General features: G+C 48.7%; 9 protein-coding genes, 1 tRNA gene and 1 rRNA gene. 3 read left to right on the forward strand and 8 right to left on the reverse strand.

All coding sequences use genetic code 11. The annotated features are described in order from the left end of the window. Positions 1-106: 106 nt before the first annotated feature. Positions 107-2953: ribosomal RNA gene (locus KS4_RS13005) — 23S ribosomal RNA — on the reverse strand. Positions 2954-4037: 1084 nt separating this feature from the next. On the opposite strand from KS4_RS13005, the gene KS4_RS13010 reads away from it, so the two are divergent. Continuing rightward, positions 4038-4124, forward strand: a tRNA-Ser gene (locus tag KS4_RS13010). Between the two features lie 781 nt (positions 4125-4905). Here KS4_RS13010 and KS4_RS13015 read toward each other — a convergent pair. The 5 genes from KS4_RS13015 to KS4_RS13035 all read right to left on the reverse strand — a co-directional run bounded on the left by KS4_RS13015 (position 4906) and on the right by KS4_RS13035 (position 11205). After that, on the reverse strand, positions 4906-5988 hold the full coding sequence (locus KS4_RS13015; RefSeq protein WP_234698804.1) for an ABC transporter ATP-binding protein: 1083 nt from the start codon (positions 5986-5988) through the stop codon (positions 4906-4908). A gap of 23 nt (positions 5989-6011) precedes the next feature. Further along, the gene (locus KS4_RS13020; RefSeq protein ID WP_200761235.1) at positions 6012-7208 is read right to left on the reverse strand and encodes an ABC transporter permease; all 1197 of its coding nucleotides are present in this window, start codon (positions 7206-7208) and stop codon (positions 6012-6014) included. Beyond that, positions 7201-8283, reverse strand: a complete 1083-nt coding sequence (locus KS4_RS13025; protein WP_145078872.1) for an ABC transporter permease — start codon at positions 8281-8283, stop codon at positions 7201-7203. The genes KS4_RS13020 and KS4_RS13025 overlap by 8 nt, the downstream gene beginning before the upstream one ends. Positions 8284-8315: 32 nt before the next feature. After that, the gene (locus tag KS4_RS13030; RefSeq protein ID WP_145078875.1) at positions 8316-10190 is read right to left on the reverse strand and encodes an ABC transporter substrate-binding protein; all 1875 of its coding nucleotides are present in this window, start codon (positions 10188-10190) and stop codon (positions 8316-8318) included. A 118-nt stretch (positions 10191-10308) separates the two neighbouring features. After that, entirely contained in the window at positions 10309-11205 is an 897-nt protein-coding gene (locus tag KS4_RS13035) for an ABC transporter permease (protein WP_200761237.1), read from the reverse strand. Positions 11206-11440: 235 nt separating this feature from the next. Between KS4_RS13035 and KS4_RS13040 the strand changes: the two genes are divergently transcribed. After that, positions 11441-12961 (forward strand): vitamin K epoxide reductase family protein, encoded by a 1521-nt coding sequence (locus tag KS4_RS13040; protein ID WP_200761238.1) that lies wholly within the window; start codon positions 11441-11443, stop codon positions 12959-12961. 62 nt (positions 12962-13023) lie between these two features. Here the strand turns inward: KS4_RS13040 and KS4_RS13045 are convergent, their stop codons facing one another. Further along, positions 13024-13395 carry an arsenate reductase family protein gene (locus tag KS4_RS13045; RefSeq protein ID WP_200761239.1) on the reverse strand — a complete coding sequence of 124 codons (372 nt, stop codon included), beginning with the start codon at positions 13393-13395 and terminating at the stop codon, positions 13024-13026. Between the two features lie 363 nt (positions 13396-13758). Next, a complete protein-coding gene (locus KS4_RS13050; RefSeq protein WP_145078883.1) occupies positions 13759-15564 on the reverse strand; it encodes an aspartate:alanine exchanger family transporter in 1806 nt (601 codons plus the stop codon). A gap of 619 nt (positions 15565-16183) precedes the next feature. Between KS4_RS13050 and KS4_RS13055 the strand changes: the two genes are divergently transcribed. Continuing rightward, positions 16184-16942, forward strand: coding sequence for a type II secretion system protein (locus KS4_RS13055; RefSeq protein ID WP_234698806.1), 759 nt, complete (start codon positions 16184-16186; stop codon positions 16940-16942). The last annotated feature ends 273 nt before the right edge of the window (positions 16943-17215 follow it).

The following is a 17215-nucleotide window of genomic DNA, read 5'->3' on the forward strand; positions in this document are numbered from 1 at the left end:
GGGAACCTGACCCAGGCGTTAGGGGTCTGTGCTGTCAAGATGAAATCTGTGAAAAATCTAGAAGATGCATCCTGACCAGTGATCGTGTTAGCGATCGTTGGTCGGAATGAGTAAGCGATCGACCGTTAGTATAGCTCAGCTGAAGATATCTCTATCCTTACACCTGCTACCTATCAACCTTGTCGTCTACAAGGGGTCTCTCGCACACAAAGTGTACATGCAATACTAATCTCGAGGGAGGCTTCCCACTTAGATGCTTTCAGCGGTTATCCCTGCCGTACTTAGCTACCCAGCGGTGGACTTAGCAGTCCAACTGGCTCACCAGGGGTACGTCCTTCCTAATCCTCTCGTACTAAAGAAGAATCCTCTCAATATTGCTACGCCCACAGCAGATAGGGACCGACCTGGCTCACGCCGGTCTGAACCCAGCTCGCGTGCCTCTTTAATGGGCGAACAGCCCAACCCTTGGGACCGCCTTCAGCCCCAGGATGAGACGAGCCGACATCGAGGTGCCAAACCGCTTCGCCGCTATGGACGCTCGGAAGCGATCAGCCTGTTATCCCCGGGGTACCTTTTATCCGTTGAGCGATAGCCCTTCCACTCGGCACTACCGGATCACTAGAGCCTACTTTCGTAACTGCTCGACAAGTACGTCTCGCAGTAAAGCTGGCTTATGCTCTTACACTCTAAAATACGGTTTCCAACCGTATTGAGCCAACCTTTGCACTCCTCCGTTACTCTTTAGGAGGAGACCGCCCCAGTCAAACTGCCCAGCTAACACTGTTCCTCATCCTGATTCAAGGAGAGAGGTTAGGTCAAAATCATAAACAGGGTGGTATTTCAAGGACGGCTCCACTCAAACCAGAGTTCGAGTTTCAAAGCCTCCCACCTATCCTACGCAGTTTAAAACCTTGGCCAATATCAGCCTACAGTAAAGGTCCACGGGGTCTTTCCGTCTTGCTGCGGGTACGCGGTATCTTCACCGCGACTTCTATTTCACCGAGTCGGTTGTTGAGACAGTGCTCCAGTGGTTACGCCATTCATGCGCGTCGGAACTTACCCGACAAGGAACTTCGCTACCTTAGGACCGTCATAGTTACGGCCGCCATTGACCGGTGCTTTAGTCGTAAGCTTCGCCGAAGCTAACCTACTTCCTTAACATTCCGGCATCGAGCAGGCGTCAGACTGTATACTTCCTCTTGCGAGTTTGCACAGTCCTGTGTTTTTGATAAACAGTCCCCAGAGCCTTTTCTCTGCGCCCTTCTCCGAAGAGTGAGGGCCCCCTTATTGCGAACGTACGGGGTGAATTTGCCTAATTCCTTAACAACCGTTCTCTCGAGCGCCTTAGATTATTCATCACGTCTACCTGTGTCAGTTTTAGTACGGACACTATCTTTGTCCACGAACGCTATTTCTGGGAACTCTCTTCGCCATCTTATGGTTCTAAGCCCTCGCCCTTGCGGGAACCTCCACGTCTATTCGGAGGCATGACCACGAGAATTCGTCACGTCGCTTCAATCGCAGATAGTGGTGCAGGAATATTAACCTGCTGCCCATCGACTACGCCTTTCGGCCTCGCCTTAGGATCCGACTAACCCTGGGCGGATTTACCTTCCCCAGGAAACCTTAGACTTTCGGCGAACAGGATTTTCACCTGTTTTATCGTTACTCAAGCCGGCATAATCACTTGTTACCGCTCCACGAAACGTTGCCCGTTTCGCTTCATCGCTGATAACAACGCTCCTCTACCAATATATAATATTCCGCAGCTTCGGTTTCTAACTTATTCCCGATCATTATCGGCGCTAGAGTCCTCGACCAGTGAGCTATTACGCACTCTTTAAATGGTGGCTGCTTCTAAGCCAACATCCTGGCTGTCTTTGCACTCTAACTTCCTTAAGAACTAAGAAAGAATTTGGGACCTTAGCTGGCGGTCTGGGTTGTTTCCCTTTCGACTACGAAGATTATCCCCCGCAGTCTGACTCCCGTGATAGAGGCGTATGGTATTCGGAGTTTGGCTGAAGTGGGTACAGCGATGCCGCCCCATCCTCAATCAGTGTCTCTACCCCCATACGCTATAACACGAGGCTAGCCCTAAAGCTATTTCGAGGAGAACGAGATATCTCCAGGTTTGATTAGACTTTGACTCCTCCCCACAGCTCATCCCACAACTTTTCAACGTTGACGGGTGCGGTCCTCCAGAAGGTTTTACCCTTCCTTCAACCTGGCCATGGGTAGATCACCTGGTTTCGCGTCTAATCCCTGCAACTCAGCGCCCATTTAAGACTCGCTTTCGCTTCGACTACGCCTGGGTAAGGCTTAATCTTGCTACAGAGATTAACTCGCCGGCTCATTATGCAAAAGGCACGCGGTCACCATCCGAAGATGGCTCCCACAGCTTGTAAGTATATGGTTTCAGGTACTTTTAACTTCCCTTATCGGGGAACTTTTCAAATTTCAGTCACCCTACTGTTACGCTATCGGTCATCAAGTAGTATTTAGCCTTGGAGGGTGGACCCTCCAGCTTCACGCCGAGTTTCACGAGCTCGACGCTACTCTGGTGCACCTAGGTCTGTTTCTGTTTTCGTTACAGGACTATCACCTGCTGTGGTTGAACTTTCCAGAACATTCACAAAAACTTTCACAGTACCATGTTGGTGTCCGCAACCCCAGTCCGAAGACTGGTTTGGGCTATTCCGATTTCGCTCGCCGCTACTGACGGAATCGAGGTTTCTTTATTTTCCTCTAGCTACTTAGATGTTTCAGTTCGCTAGGTTCGCCTCGCTATCCTATACATTCAGATAGCGATAACTCCGAAGAGTTGGGTTTCCCCATTCAGAAATCCACAGATCAAAGCTTGTTTGCCAGCTCCCTGTGGCTTATCGCAGGCTACAACGTCTTTCATCGCCTCTTGATGCCAATTCATCCACCATATACTCTTAATAGCTTAATCATTCCGACCAAAGATCGATGTGATCGATCATCAGTCATAAAAAATTAAGATGCATTATCTAAGAATTTTCGACAGATTGTTATTTCTATTTCTCGGTACAGCACAGTTATACATTTGGGTTGTATAACTGACCTATCCACTTTTCAAAGAACTACTAAGCTCGAACCAACTAGGTTGATTCTTACTCTCGCCTGCCGCTGCAGGTGGTTGACACTTAGTGTTTTAAGTGGCTGCCACTCGAAGCGGGGTGAGAATTTTAACTTTGTTTTCAGTTTTGTCAAGCTCTTGTCTTCGTTGTGGAAAACAAGGTTTTGAACGGAAGTGCTTATTTCAGCAGGGGATACTGACTTGTCACTTCGTTTTCAGCGGGCTTGCCAGTCGCGTTTGCGTTTGGTGTTGCTCACTGAGGAGATGCGTAAGTTTACGGATCCCCAGCCCCCTGTCAAACCTGTTGGCTTCTCCGGGAGCTGCAAGTCAATGTTTTTTTTACGTAAAATCGCTAAACAATTAAAAACAATAGACTTAACCATTTTCCACATTTTTCATTAATCCACAGGGACTCGTCCAATAACCTTGTTGGTATGTGAATTACCGGATCATACGCCACATCATTTTGCATGAGCAGCCATTCGGATTATTTGCGATTCATCGAAATATGGAGTGAAACCAGACTTCTCTAGTTGCCACTGCCCTGCCCCACCGACTTTAGATGTCACGAATGTCATGTTCGAAGCTTTGTAAATCTATTTGAGTTACCACGATTGACTGTCGAATCTTCATCGAACAAGCCGTCGCTATGCGCATAACTACCTCGACGATGTCTGTAATGATCATCACCGGCATGCATACCAATCAAAAATTGGAGACTTGATTGATGGCCGACTGCTGAAATTTCTCTTCTACAAGAGACACGAAACGAACTGCATGACAAATGGTTATGCACGAATATCCCCAATACTGATCCGAAAGCATGCGAAAGCGATAGAATTTGCTAAACTATCCTGCGTTCAAGCGAGGCAACAAATTATGTTGCCAGCGAAACCATACAACTAAAGAACGAAAAGTCATTCGACAGAATCCCCACGGTGGGGTGCCAGAGCGGTCGAATGGACCGGTTTTGAAAACCGGCGTACACTTCGGTGTACCGTGGGTTCGAATCCCACCCCCACCGCTTATTAAACCTCTTGCAGAGACTGCTGGAGGTTTTTTAATATCTATATCGGTATCAAACCTAGTTCGACGCATTATGTGACTATATACAGCAAGGGTAAGCATGAGCCGCATTCAGCATCTCATTCTCATGGGTATTAGTGGCTGTTGCAAAACTGAGATCGGTAATCAACTTGCAAGTTACATTAGATACTTATTTGTTGAAGGCGAGCAAATCACTCTACGAGTAATATTGAAAAGATATGCTTGGCCAGCCAACAGTGACTGCAGATCGTACCCATGGCCGCATTGTCTTAATGAATCATTGTTGACATATGAAAGTACGAATACACCAATAATTCTTACGTGATCAGCATAAAAACGTGGCTATCAAAAAATTTTGTCTTCTCGCCTAAAAACCAAGCCGTGATTTGTTTACATCACGATCAATAAGCGAACTGTTCGTACACATTTGAGCAAAGAAAAAAACACTTTATGCCAATCGCATTGATTCGGTCACAAATTCAATCTCTTGAATCGTTCACATCTGAAGAAGCTTTATACACCGACGTTGAGAATACGATTGGTACTATCATCAAGCACATCATTTTCGATCTAAGCTAGAGTATTTCGCTACAGTATGTCATACCTGGATCTTGATCTCTTTTAATTTTGTTGCACAACAAACGATGGGAAGTTGCACGGCATTCACTGCAATTGATAACTTATCTATAGAAAACATTTGTAATAAATAAACGGACTGAATATTCAGCCCGCTGGTATCTTGAATCACAAATCGTAATTTAGCGAGCCATCACGCGACGATAACGCAATCCGGGCTGAGAAGGCTGAATTGGATTGCCTGATGCTGGCGTACATAACACCCAATGTTCGGGCTCGACTTCATAAAGACGTGCATCTTTACCTCCGTAGCCAATCTCAGGATCAGGTGTGGTAACATGCGGCTCGACGTGGTAGCCAGCAGGGAAATCTTCCGGAATTGTTGCGCCATCAACAACAGTCGGTAAGCGATGAACACTTTGGCCAAGTACGGGCATAGATTTGAGCAAGCCACGGGTATATGGGTGGAGCGGACGCTCGAAAATATTCTCGACAGTTGCGAATTCGAGTACGCGGCCTGCATACATCACCGCAACAACGTCTGCGTTTTCAGCTACAACACCAAGGTCATGAGTGATAAGCATGATGGACATATCTTGCGTATCTTGAAGGTGTCGAAGTAATTCGAGGATCTGAGCTTGAATCGTCACATCAAGGGCTGTGGTGGGCTCATCTGCTAGTAGTAGCTTGGGTTCGCAAGCGAGAGCCATAGCGATCATAACACGTTGCCGCATACCGCCTGAGAGCTGGTGCGGGTACTCTTTGAGACGTGACGCGGGGTCAGCAATACCTACATCTGAGAGGGCTTTAATCGCTATCTCTATGGATTGTGCCCGATCAACGGTGCGGTGAAGTCGGACGGCTTCTATGATCTGCTCCCCAATCGTATAGACGGGGTTGAGGCTGGTCATCGGCTCCTGAAAGATCATGGCGATTTGATTACCACGCACTGTCTGCATTTGCTTTTCGTTGTAATCAAGCAAGTTTTCTACGGGCACATTGGGATCAGGTTGCCAAAGGATTTTCCCATGCTCATATTTACCGGGAGGCGTGGGGATGATTTGCAGGATTGACATTGCTGAAACACTCTTACCGCTGCCGGATTCACCGACGACGGCAAGTGTTTGGCGCGGGTAAATCGTAAGATTCACATTGTTCACAGCAAAATTGCGCTTCTTGCCCTGCCCCGGAAAACTGACCGACAGTTGTTCGATCTGCATGATCGGGTCAAGCTGATTTTGATTTTTTGCGGTATCGTTACTCATTCTGAATCCTTTAGCGGATCTGGTTATTGTCTTGCGGTATAGGGATCAATCGTGTCACGCAGCGCTTCGCCGATGAGGTTGTAAGCGAAAACGGTCAAAAAGATCGCTCCGCCAGGGAAAATTGCCATCCACCATAAAAAGCCACCAGTCGCGCCGGTTGCTTGATTGAGCATCTGGCCCCAACTTGGTTTGTCGATCAATCCAAGCCCTAGGAAGCTGAGTGTTGCTTCTGCAAGAATTGCGCTTGCAACGCCAAAACTTGCACTGACAAGAATCGGTGCAATACCGTTTGGTAGCATATGTTTAAATAAGATCGAAGAGAGCGGCAAGCCAGACGCGTGACAGGCCTGGACGTAGTCCATCTTGCGAAGTTTTAAAAATTCCGCTCGAATAAACCGCGCATAACCACTCCAGCTGGTGATCCCAATAATAATCATCATGGCATACAAATTGCGGCCATAGAAGGCGACAAAGGTCAGCAGTAAATATAACTGTGGTATCGCTTCAAGTATCTCGACTAGTCGCATCCCAATCAGGTCAAATATGCCTGAAAAATAACCCATCAAACCACCAACGACGACACCAATGCACAACGATATTCCTGTTGCAATAAAACCAATTGACATTGCAATCCGAGAGGCCCATATCATGCGACTTAGTACATCTGCACCATCCGCTTCCGTCCCTAACCAATGCTTAGTATCTGGTGCTTGATTACGTTCCTGTGGCAGATCTCGCAACCTGTCCGTTGGAGAAAACGGGATCGGCGCGTAATAGGCCCACTCGATTTGGCCTGCCTTATCCATGGTGCGGTATTGATCGTACACCACCGTAATAGGCGGCGTCACGAGCCAGTAACTGCCACCCCATACAACTGCTAGCATGACCGCAAATGCAATCCACCGTATCCCGACATCCAGTTTTTTTAGGAATAGCAAGGCGATAACAAGTACACATGACAAAGGCAGTGCAATATCCACCGCGGACAAATACTCAAGAAACGGCCAAGTAATCTCACCATCAACGGTTTTCATTAAAAATGGGTGTGAATTCGCTAAAATTGGCGCAAACACTGCAAAAACAGCGATCATACCAAGCCACACTAATCCTATTTGTGCGCCTCGTCGTCCGATTGTGTCCAGCACCACACGAGCGATATAGCTTCTGCGTTTGGTCATCACTCGTGAATGCGATTGCGTTTCAACGTTTTGCTTATTCATAGCTCACCCTCGGATCCGCAAAGACGTAACACAAATCTGCAACGAGAATACACAACAAAGAAATGACACTGCTGATCAGTACACCTCCTAATACAAGATCCCGGTCTCGAGCAAAGATTGCTTCAACCATCAACTTCCCCATGCCTTGAATACTAAAAATATTCTCAACAATCACACTTCCTGCAATGAGTCCGGGAATAATTCCGGCTGCCACGGTAATGAGAGGTAACAAGCTATTGCGAAATGCATGTTTCCAAAGTGAATTCTTCGCGTTCACTCCCTTAGCTCGAGCTGTCCGTACAAAATCAGCATTCAGATTCTCCAATACTGATGCACGCATCAGTTTAGAAAGAAATGCAAAACTACCATATGAAAGGCATAACACAGGCAAAAGCAGATGCCATGTGCGATCAAGCAACCATCCACGCTGAAAACCACTCTCACCCCAGCTAGGCAAGAACGCATAGCTAGATGCAAAAGTCGAACTCAAACCACCTGAAGGGAAAAAATGCAGATACTTATCATTGGCTAAATACCCCAGTAATAAAACGCCAACCCAAATCGAAGGCATCGACCAAAGCGCGATAAAGGATGTTCCACTAACTACATCAAAGATCGATCCGCGATGCTTGGCAGCATAAACACCTGAAATGATTGAGATGCCATAGATCATCGGTAAAGCCAACGCATTCAACAACAACGTGATCGGCAATGCTTCAAGATACAAATCTGTAACTGGACGGAACCGTGTAAAGCTCTCGCCCAAATCAGGTACCTTAAACCCAAAATCTCCGAATACACGCTTACCTTCTTTAAAACGGGTCTCCCAACCGACCGGTGAAATCTGATTAAGCCACAAGCCATACTGCACAACGTATGGCTTATCCAAACCATATCGCTCGTTGTAGTACTCCAACTTTGAACGATTCTGTTCTGAACTCAATTCCCCTTGTTCATTGAGCAATCCACCAGCCACCCCACCCGGGGATAGTGCCATCACAAAAAAGACAACCAGCGTGATCCCAAAGATAGTGGGAATCATTAGCAAAAGCCGTCTTATGATATAGGTCAGCATACTTTTCCTATCCACGTGTTAGCATGCGAATATTATTCAGCGGTGTACTTTTGTTCGGCAGTCGGCACGAACCACTCCGTTGGATCGTTAAGCCCTGCAGACACGCGATGAACATTATGAATACGATCATTGATGAGCCTGATCGATTCTCGCGTAAACAGGAATGTGTATGGCTGATCTTCATACAGAATCTGATGTGTTTTATGCCATATTGGCAAGCGTTCACTTTTCGCAACAGTTCTGGCGGCAAGGTCAATGAGCTCATCTAACTCAGGATTAGAGTAGCTCATAAAATTATCGCCTGTTTCGATCATCTCGGTATGAAACGTTTGACGGATATCACCTTCAACGGCACCGCCGCCCCATCCTAATGAAATCGCATCAAAATCTCGGGAATCAAGCCGTTGAAGCATCACAGAGAACTCTAACGGATCTGGTACAAGCACGATACCGACACGGGCATAGGCATCTTTTAGGGCAAGCACTACTTTGTTATATGTATCACTACTCGCAGGATACGTAAGCTTGAAAGAAAATTTCTCACCGTCTGAATTTTCCAATACACCATCCCCATCACGATCCTCCCAACCAGCTTCCGCTAGAAGAGCTTTTCCTTTTTCGACATTGAATGGCCGGGCTTTAATATTGGGATCCTCCTGTGGCCCGCCATTAAAATATGGCCCATCCGCAGGCTTCGCAAAACCGTAATAAATCTGCTTTGCCATCTGCTGACGTGGCGTTAAGAATGTCATTGCCTGACGAACACGCTTATCTGCAAACTTCGTTGACTTCCCATCTCGTTTTTGGTTCCAAGCAATAAATGAATAGCCCGTTGGCCGTGTGTAGTACACAAACTCTTGTGCACCCTTCATCTCTTCTGGGTCTTTCTTCAGCTTCACATACTGCTCAGGCAATAAACTCAGAACATCAACCTCACCGTTTCTAAACATATTCAAACGAGCCACATCATTGGTCACTTCACGCCAAAGCAACTTATCAAAGCCGCTTTGTTCGCCCCAATAACGCTCGTTTCTTACCAACTCTAATGGCTGACCTGGCGTCCATCCCGCAGCATTCTTCATCCGGTACGGGCCACTTCCTAACAATAAGCCTGGCAACTTATTAAATTCATCTGGCGGATATTTTTCATAAAAATGCTTTGGTAAAACATTACGACTCCCGGTCATCCCCAGAGCTAAATAGTGCGGCCGTTTCATCTTGAACACGACTTCATACGGCCCGTTTGCCTCGCAACTCGCGATTGGTTCATAAAAATCTCGCAATGACGGCGCGTTGACATCCGGGTTGTTCAGCAACTCAAACGAAAACACGACATCTTCGCTCGTCAGCGGCTCGCCATCTGAAAAATAAACATCTTCGCGAAGTTGATAGGTAATCGTCAGACCGTCATCGCTGATCTGCCAACTCTTCGCGATTAATGGCACCTCTTCCAATGTTTCCGGATCTCGTGTCAGCAAACCTTCCAGCACATATGTCTGGATTCGCCGACTATACGCGTCACTCGTTACCAAAGGTGTAATCTTTGCCACCGTTGTCCCAAACGCATCAATCATCCAATCCCCTTCAGCAAACCCTTCGCTCGCTCTAGCAATTTTGATCCGTTCAAATGGGTCTGTCATCTGAATGGCCTCAGCGGGCGTATCGCTATCCGCCTCAAGATCCCCTGCCCCCGAGACAATCACGCCTTCATCCAGCTTACTGCGTAAACCGCCAATATCACGCCGCATCGCCGTTTGCGTTTTTGTCAATTGCGACACCTGCCCATTCAGCTCCTGAACTAATTCCCATTGCCGATTGAACATCACCATCGCAAGCCAAATACTGAGAATCACGCCCAACAGTAGCAGCATCACAACAAGGTCTTTCACGCCAAAGCGGTTTTCCATTTGCGCGGTCTTCTTTCTTTATCAATATCTATCTTTTGTATCGCTACACAGTTTTATCTCACATACACATCCAACCAACGGTCTCCCCCAATCATTCCGCTCAACATCATTCTTGTTTCTATGATTTTACATCACGCTTCGGATCAAATTTATCGCGTAGCGCATCCCCCAAAAAGTTCAGCGCCATCAACGTCAACCCAAGCAATGCACACGGGAACAATATTAGCCACCATTGCATTTGCCCCAAGGGCCTCACTAATTGCGTCACACCATCATTTGCCAGATTCCCCCAACTAGGCAATGGCGCCTGCACACCGATTCCAAGAAAGCTCAAGAAACTTTCCTGCAAAATCGCAATCGGAACCGTCAATGTCATATAGACGACGATCACCCCGACAAGGTTCGGCAGCACATGTACTGCTACGATCCGCAATGGACTCACACCCAATGCCCGTGCGGCCTCGATAAACGGCTGGCTTCTCAAACTTAACACCTGCCCTCTCACCACACGCGCCATCGTTAGCCAACTCACGCCACCGATCGCCAACAAAAGTGTGACCACATCTGCCAATAATTTCGCCATATCACCCGCCAACATAATCTCCAACCCTGCGTGCACCGCCGGCTGGAGCGCGATATTCAGCAGCACCACCAGCAGTACATACGGCAAGCTCAACATCACATCCACAACACGCATCATTACTGAATCAACGCGACCCCCCGCATAGCCTGCAATCGCCCCCCAGCTCACCCCAATCAATCCCGCAATCGTTGCTGCGCTCATTCCGATCCCCAAACTGATCACCCCACCCAACAAACTTCGCCAGAGCAAAGATCGCTCCAGTTCATCACTTCCGAAAGGCTCAGCCAAACTCGGCGGCCGCACCACATCCATCACCCCTGTCACACCCCCCTTCACCGGCTCATCAAAATACTGAACTGACCACGGCAACGTCACAAAGCACGGCACAGCAATCAGTAATAACAACACCGCACCAATCCACCCAGAACTCATCCGCGGTTTCCAAATACTCTTTTTAACAATTGTGCTTTCAATCATCCTGACTGATTTTCTTCCTTAGTATCGCATGCAACGAATCGCCAAACCTCGCCTAGCCCGTCACTCGCGACACCATTATGACCGCCACCCACCAAACTGTAAATCATCATTTATCCGACACTTCCGTACCGATCTCTGCTGTCACATCTTCAGCATACCCCACCGCTCCCATCACGTTACAATAATCCCTATGAACGATACGCTACCCGATCAGCCAATCCCACCCTCAAATAACGATCTCGTCACGCTCATGCGTATCCCCAGCAAGACCACCACCGTCCTTCTCCGCATTTACGCAACCCTCGGCTTCCTCCTCACGCTCTACCTCACCTACAACGCGCTCTCCTCCACACCCCTCGCTGGCTGTGCCCCCGGTTCTGCTTGCGATACCGTCCTCTCCTCTCCCTATGCAAAGATCGGCAATCTCCCGGTTGCTCTCCCCGCCGCCGTCCTCTATTTCCTCACACTCTTCACATCTTTCTATCTCTCACCTAAGAATCCGCCCACTGTCCACCGCACCCTCTGGTATATCCTCCTCGTCTTCGCCTACGTCTTTCTCGCTTCTGCACTCTACTTCACAGCCATCCAAATCTTTATCATCCAAGCATTCTGCAAGTACTGCCTCGCTTCACATATCATCGCCCTGCTCACCGCCGTCACTATCTTCGCACGCAACCAATCTCTCCGTGCGATCCGCTCTGGCATGCATCTCACCGACCCTCGACCAACCAAATTCCAAGCCAAATCTCACTTCGCCATCCTCATTATTGCCGCCATACTGTTTGCCCCACTGCCACTCATCCAGAAAATTGCCCCTGTTCAAACGCATGCAGTTACCCAATCTGTACTTTATGTTCAAGGCACCGGCCAAAATCGTACTGTCTCATATCAAGTCTCCCCTGTGGCAACCATCACCTTCCCTATTGCTATCCTCCCACACATCGGCGACATCGATGCTCCAGTCATCCTGACCGAACTTGTCGACTACACCTGCCCCAATTGCCGCGATATGGCCCCCGATCTCAAGGCGCTTACCGAGCAATTCCCCGATCGCTACCTCCTCAACATCCTCCCTGTCCCTCTGAATTCAAAATGCAATCGCCTCGTCACCAACACACAATCGCACGCTGAAGCCGCCTGTGACCTCGCCAATATCGCTATGGCCTTCTGGCTCTCCTACCCTCAGTACTTCCCACAAATCCACAACGATCTCATGACAGGCAAAACACCTCCAACCGCTGAACAAGCCTGTCAATACGCCCTGAAATACATCACACAAGAGCAACTTGATCAAGCCCTCAGCAACCCGCTCATCGAGGCCCAAATCAAAGCTTACGTCGAAGTATACGCTGCCGTCGGCGGATCACTCCCCGCTCTCTTTACCGGCTCAGCCATCATCCAAGGCTATCCCGGCCAGGATCAATTCATCCCACTCTTGCTAAACGAAACCCAAAACCAAGTCCATCTCCCACCACCCAACACCGGACCCGCAACACCCATGACACCTCTCACACCCCCAGCTAAACCAGCCCCCACAACAAACGAACAACCCGACTCTCAAACCAGAGCGATGTCTCCCGACGACTTCTACAACTACTCCAGTCAGTACACACAAGTTACTGGCCCCACCCCTCCCATCACCGGCTGCGACACATGCCCACGCGAAACCATCATGAACCAACAAAAAAACGCACCAGTTCAAAACAACTAACGCGCTTATCTTCAATCTATCGTCAGCAAATATCTGCCTAACGCATAATCATGTCCCAACAGCTACACCCATTTAGCCTTAAACACATCTTCCTTAAACCCCACACTAAAATCCTTCCCATCCGTCACGATTGGCCGCTTCACCAGCTTCCCTTCACTACTTAACAACTTCACAGCTTCCCCTTCATTCATCCCGCCCACTTTCTCCTTCATCTTCATCTCGCGATACAACACACCACTTGTATTAAACAATTGCTTCAACCCATAATCCCCCTTTTTCAACAGCTTCTTCAACACAGCTTCGCTCGGCGGATCCGTTGTGATATCAATAAACTCATATGTGCATCCAGCTTCATCTAACCACTTAATCGCTTTCCGACACGTACTGCATTTCATATAACCATAAACCATCAACATCCGAATTATCTCCTTCATATTCTCGCCCTGACCACCAATATAGTGTACAAAAAAACACGCTACTCATATTGAGTAGCGTGCTAAAACCGTCTTCGTATTCACTCAAAAATTAGGGGTGGCTGTTTCCAGCGACCCCTGATAAAACAATTGAATGGCCCACTCAGGCATCATTCCCTTTGTTACCTAATCATTCCCGCGTAATTCACATCGTCAACGATCAAGCAACACTTAACACCCAATATCCCCAAATCAACACTCAACTCACTCACCATCCTCCCGATAATCACCCACCATACAACTTAAACCACCGTCTAACGACTGGATAGTCCTGTGCATATACGGGTTAATCACCTCCACTTACTTTCTTTTATATCACGACATTCACGCACCAAATACCGACACCATGAGCTTCGCAAACACCGTCATCAGGATCAGCGCCATCGGATATGCCGCGGCATAACTGATCACTGGGACGTCCGAATCTGTCTTCGCAGTAATGGCCCCCAAGCCCGGCGTACTTGTCATCCCACCACACACCGCTCCCAATACTTCCAACATTGGCATCTTCAGCCAAACACGCGCCACTAGATACCCAATCGCCATTGGCACCAGGGTCACGACAACCCCCATTACCAAAAGCATCACGCCTTGCGTTTGGATCACACCCAGCATCTGCCCACCCGCTTTCACACCTGCATTTGCCAAAAAGAATACCAATCCCAATTCCATCAGCACAATCCGTGATGCCCTTGGCATCCGACCCACAATTCGGCCAATCTTTCCAAAATGCCCCAGCAAAAGCGCCACCAACAACGGCCCCCCTGCCAAGCCCAACTTAAACCCACTCCCCGCCTCGGCACCCGGCAACGTAAACGGAATTAGGCCCAATACCACACCCGCCACAATCCCAATCGCCAGTGAAATCAAATCCGTCTCATGCACCGCCGCTTCTCTGTGCCCCGCCGCATCCGCAAACACCTGCAAATCCTTCTCTTCACCCACCACGGTCAACACATCCCCATTCTGAATCACCTCATTCAAGCTCGGCACAAACTCCACATCCACCCGCCCAATTCGCGTCACCGTCACGCCCCATTGCTTCGTCGGCTGCAACTCCCCAATCGCCTTCCCAACAACTTCATGACTCGTCGCCACCACTTGCCGTCGCTCCTTCTCTGTATCCATCACAACCTGCGCATCACTCTTCTTGCCCAGATAATCCACCACATTTCGCACACGGAACCGCCGACCAATCACCAACACATCCACACCTTTCTCAAACCGAAACTCACCACCTACCGGAACCAATTTCCCTTCCCGCAACACCCGCGGCACAGCACACATCATCTCCGCAATCAACCCCACCTCCTCAACATGCTTACCCACAATCCCCTCATTCGTCACCGTGACCAACTGACGCACAATCTGTCGTTCCGGGTCACCCAACCCAACCTCTTCACCCAACGCCCTTAAATCTTTCCCCAATACCCGCGGCAATAGCTGCACAAATAACACAACCCCAATCACACCAAATGCATAAGCAATACCATAACCCACCGCAACATCGCCCTGCCCACTCACACCCCTTATCTGACCCACGGCTTCTGTTGCTGCTGCTAATGCAGGCGTACTCGTCATCGCCCCACTAAAAATCCCCACCGCCAAATCCATCGGCACATCAAACAACTCAGCAAATCCCACCGTCGTCAACGTCCCCACCACCACAATCACGATCCCCAGCTTCACCAAATTTTTCGCACCACTCTTAAACGCTCTGAAAAATGTCGGGCCAGCCGCCAACCCCACACAATACACAAACAGCACCAAACCCACTCTTCCCAAAACATTAAAGCTATCCGTCACACCTTCGGTCCATTCCCCAACTGGCATCATCGCACCGTAAGCCAAACTCGCAAACAAAACACCACTACTCCCCAACGATACGCCCCATCCCTTCACCTGCCCAATCAGCATCCCTACTGCTACCACCAAAAACACTGCAATCACCGGCCTACCCAACAACGTCACCGCAACCCCCGGCTTCACAGCCTCGCTTGCCACCTCAGCACCACTCTCAGCCCCATACCCCACCCCGCCAACACCCCATAAACTCACCATCAAGCCGACAGCAACCACCCACCACCAAACCCGCATCGTACCACGCTTTAACTGAACTTCACTCGACATAACGTCCCTTTACTCACTCCCCTCCCAAACCCAATCTTGGTTGTAATAACAATCGACCAAACGCTCGATTCATCTCAATCCGCGTCTGATCACAAATCCCAACTACGATAGCGCCCACACAGCATTCACCGCGCGCATACATACCGCCCTGTTACATCCTTTTTCCAATAACTTGCCAACCCCGCCCCTCACCACCTGAATATGACCGCCGCCCCAGTTTTTACACCCTCAAGCATACACATCACCTCTCTGCCTGCAAACTCAACCAACAAGCCTCCACACCCTATCCCTAAGGTGAAACACTATTGATCCTGACCCAATCCGCTCTAAAATGCCCGCATCCCAATAACGCTTAAACGCTCGGCAACCAGGAGGTGATTGCCGAGCGTTTTCTTTTTTTACACTCCCACTCCCTATATCCATACCTTCCGTCCCTAAATTCTAATAATATTTTTCCAATTCGTAATCTCATATATAAAAACAGGATGCATTAATTTGTATATACAAGTCGAGCTTATATGTATATACAATCTATTGATTTAATGCCGCCCGCCCTTTATATTTCAACTAGAGGATCACATCAACACAACCCTAAATCTATCCCATGAAAGGCCAACGCATGAAGAGGTACGCTTTTACACTGATCGAATTGCTTGTTGTCATATCTATCATCGCTTTGTTAATTGGCATTCTCCTGCCAGCACTCGGTGCAGCACGTAAAACCGCCCAATCAATCAAATGCGCCACGCAAATGCGGCAATTCTCACAAGCAAACCAAATGTACGCCGCCGACTACGATGGCCACATCGTCCCCGCACGTTCCGGCGGCTCAAACATCGACCAAACCGACTTCTGGGCTCACACGCTCTACCCATACATCGGCCAAGGTGATCTCTCTCAAGATGGCGCAGCTATCGAAATCCAAACCGGCGACTCCAACGTTTTCCTCTGCCCATCCTCAACCAACTCATACCGCTTCGCCGATGAATTCGAACACGAACCCGACATGAGCTCTCCTTGGTTCCGCTACACCTATAGCTACAACCTCCTCGCCCCTCACCACGCACTCAAACGCGCAGGCATCGACGCCACATGGGACTACATCGTAAACGGCGGCGCAAAACTCGTCAGCATTATCAATCCAACCGAAACCGCCTTCCTTTTCGAAGGCTCCGGCTACTACATGAACACGGACCTCTTCTGGCTTGGCGGCGCTTACCCAGCGCTCGCCACGGGACTCGCACCCCACAGCAGCAATTCCGCAAACGTCCCTTTCTTTGACGGCCACGTCGAAACCCTCTCACCCATCAACGACGTCCCCATCAACGGCGGAGCCTCTCTATGGGGCGGCAATGACGACCCAATCTATAAACCTTAGTTTTCCCTCCATACAGTTCACGCAAATGCCTTCTTAGCAACAACGCGTCACAACAACACTCAAACTCATAACGAACAGCAACCTCTCAGAATCACCATTTTGCGGGGTTGTTTTTTGTATTTATTTTTTCATTCACATCTGCCCAATTGCCTTTACCTAAAAACCTTAATTTCAATTCACAAACCCCATCCCCTGCAAACACTTGCCTGAAAGCCTTCTATTCATTTACTTATTTCATCGTTTTTTTTCTGAGCACCAGCTATTGCATCCGCA

Source organism: Poriferisphaera corsica (assembly GCF_007747445.1).
Taxonomy (GTDB): domain Bacteria; phylum Planctomycetota; class Phycisphaerae; order Phycisphaerales; family Phycisphaeraceae; genus Poriferisphaera; species Poriferisphaera corsica.

Coding starts and splice junctions, on each gene's coding strand:
- KS4_RS13015 (WP_234698804.1), bottom strand. CDS start 5,988: ATGAGTAACGATACCGCAAAAAATCAAAATCAGCTTGACCCGATCATG.
- KS4_RS13020 (WP_200761235.1), bottom strand. CDS start 7,208: ATGAATAAGCAAAACGTTGAAACGCAATCGCATTCACGAGTGATGACC.
- KS4_RS13025 (WP_145078872.1), bottom strand. CDS start 8,283: ATGCTGACCTATATCATAAGACGGCTTTTGCTAATGATTCCCACTATC.
- KS4_RS13030 (WP_145078875.1), bottom strand. CDS start 10,190: ATGGAAAACCGCTTTGGCGTGAAAGACCTTGTTGTGATGCTGCTACTG.
- KS4_RS13035 (WP_200761237.1), bottom strand. CDS start 11,205: ATGAGTTCTGGGTGGATTGGTGCGGTGTTGTTATTACTGATTGCTGTG.
- KS4_RS13040 (WP_200761238.1), top strand. CDS start 11,441: ATGAACGATACGCTACCCGATCAGCCAATCCCACCCTCAAATAACGAT.
- KS4_RS13045 (WP_200761239.1), bottom strand. CDS start 13,395: ATGAAGGAGATAATTCGGATGTTGATGGTTTATGGTTATATGAAATGC.
- KS4_RS13050 (WP_145078883.1), bottom strand. CDS start 15,564: ATGTCGAGTGAAGTTCAGTTAAAGCGTGGTACGATGCGGGTTTGGTGG.
- KS4_RS13055 (WP_234698806.1), top strand. CDS start 16,184: ATGAAGAGGTACGCTTTTACACTGATCGAATTGCTTGTTGTCATATCT.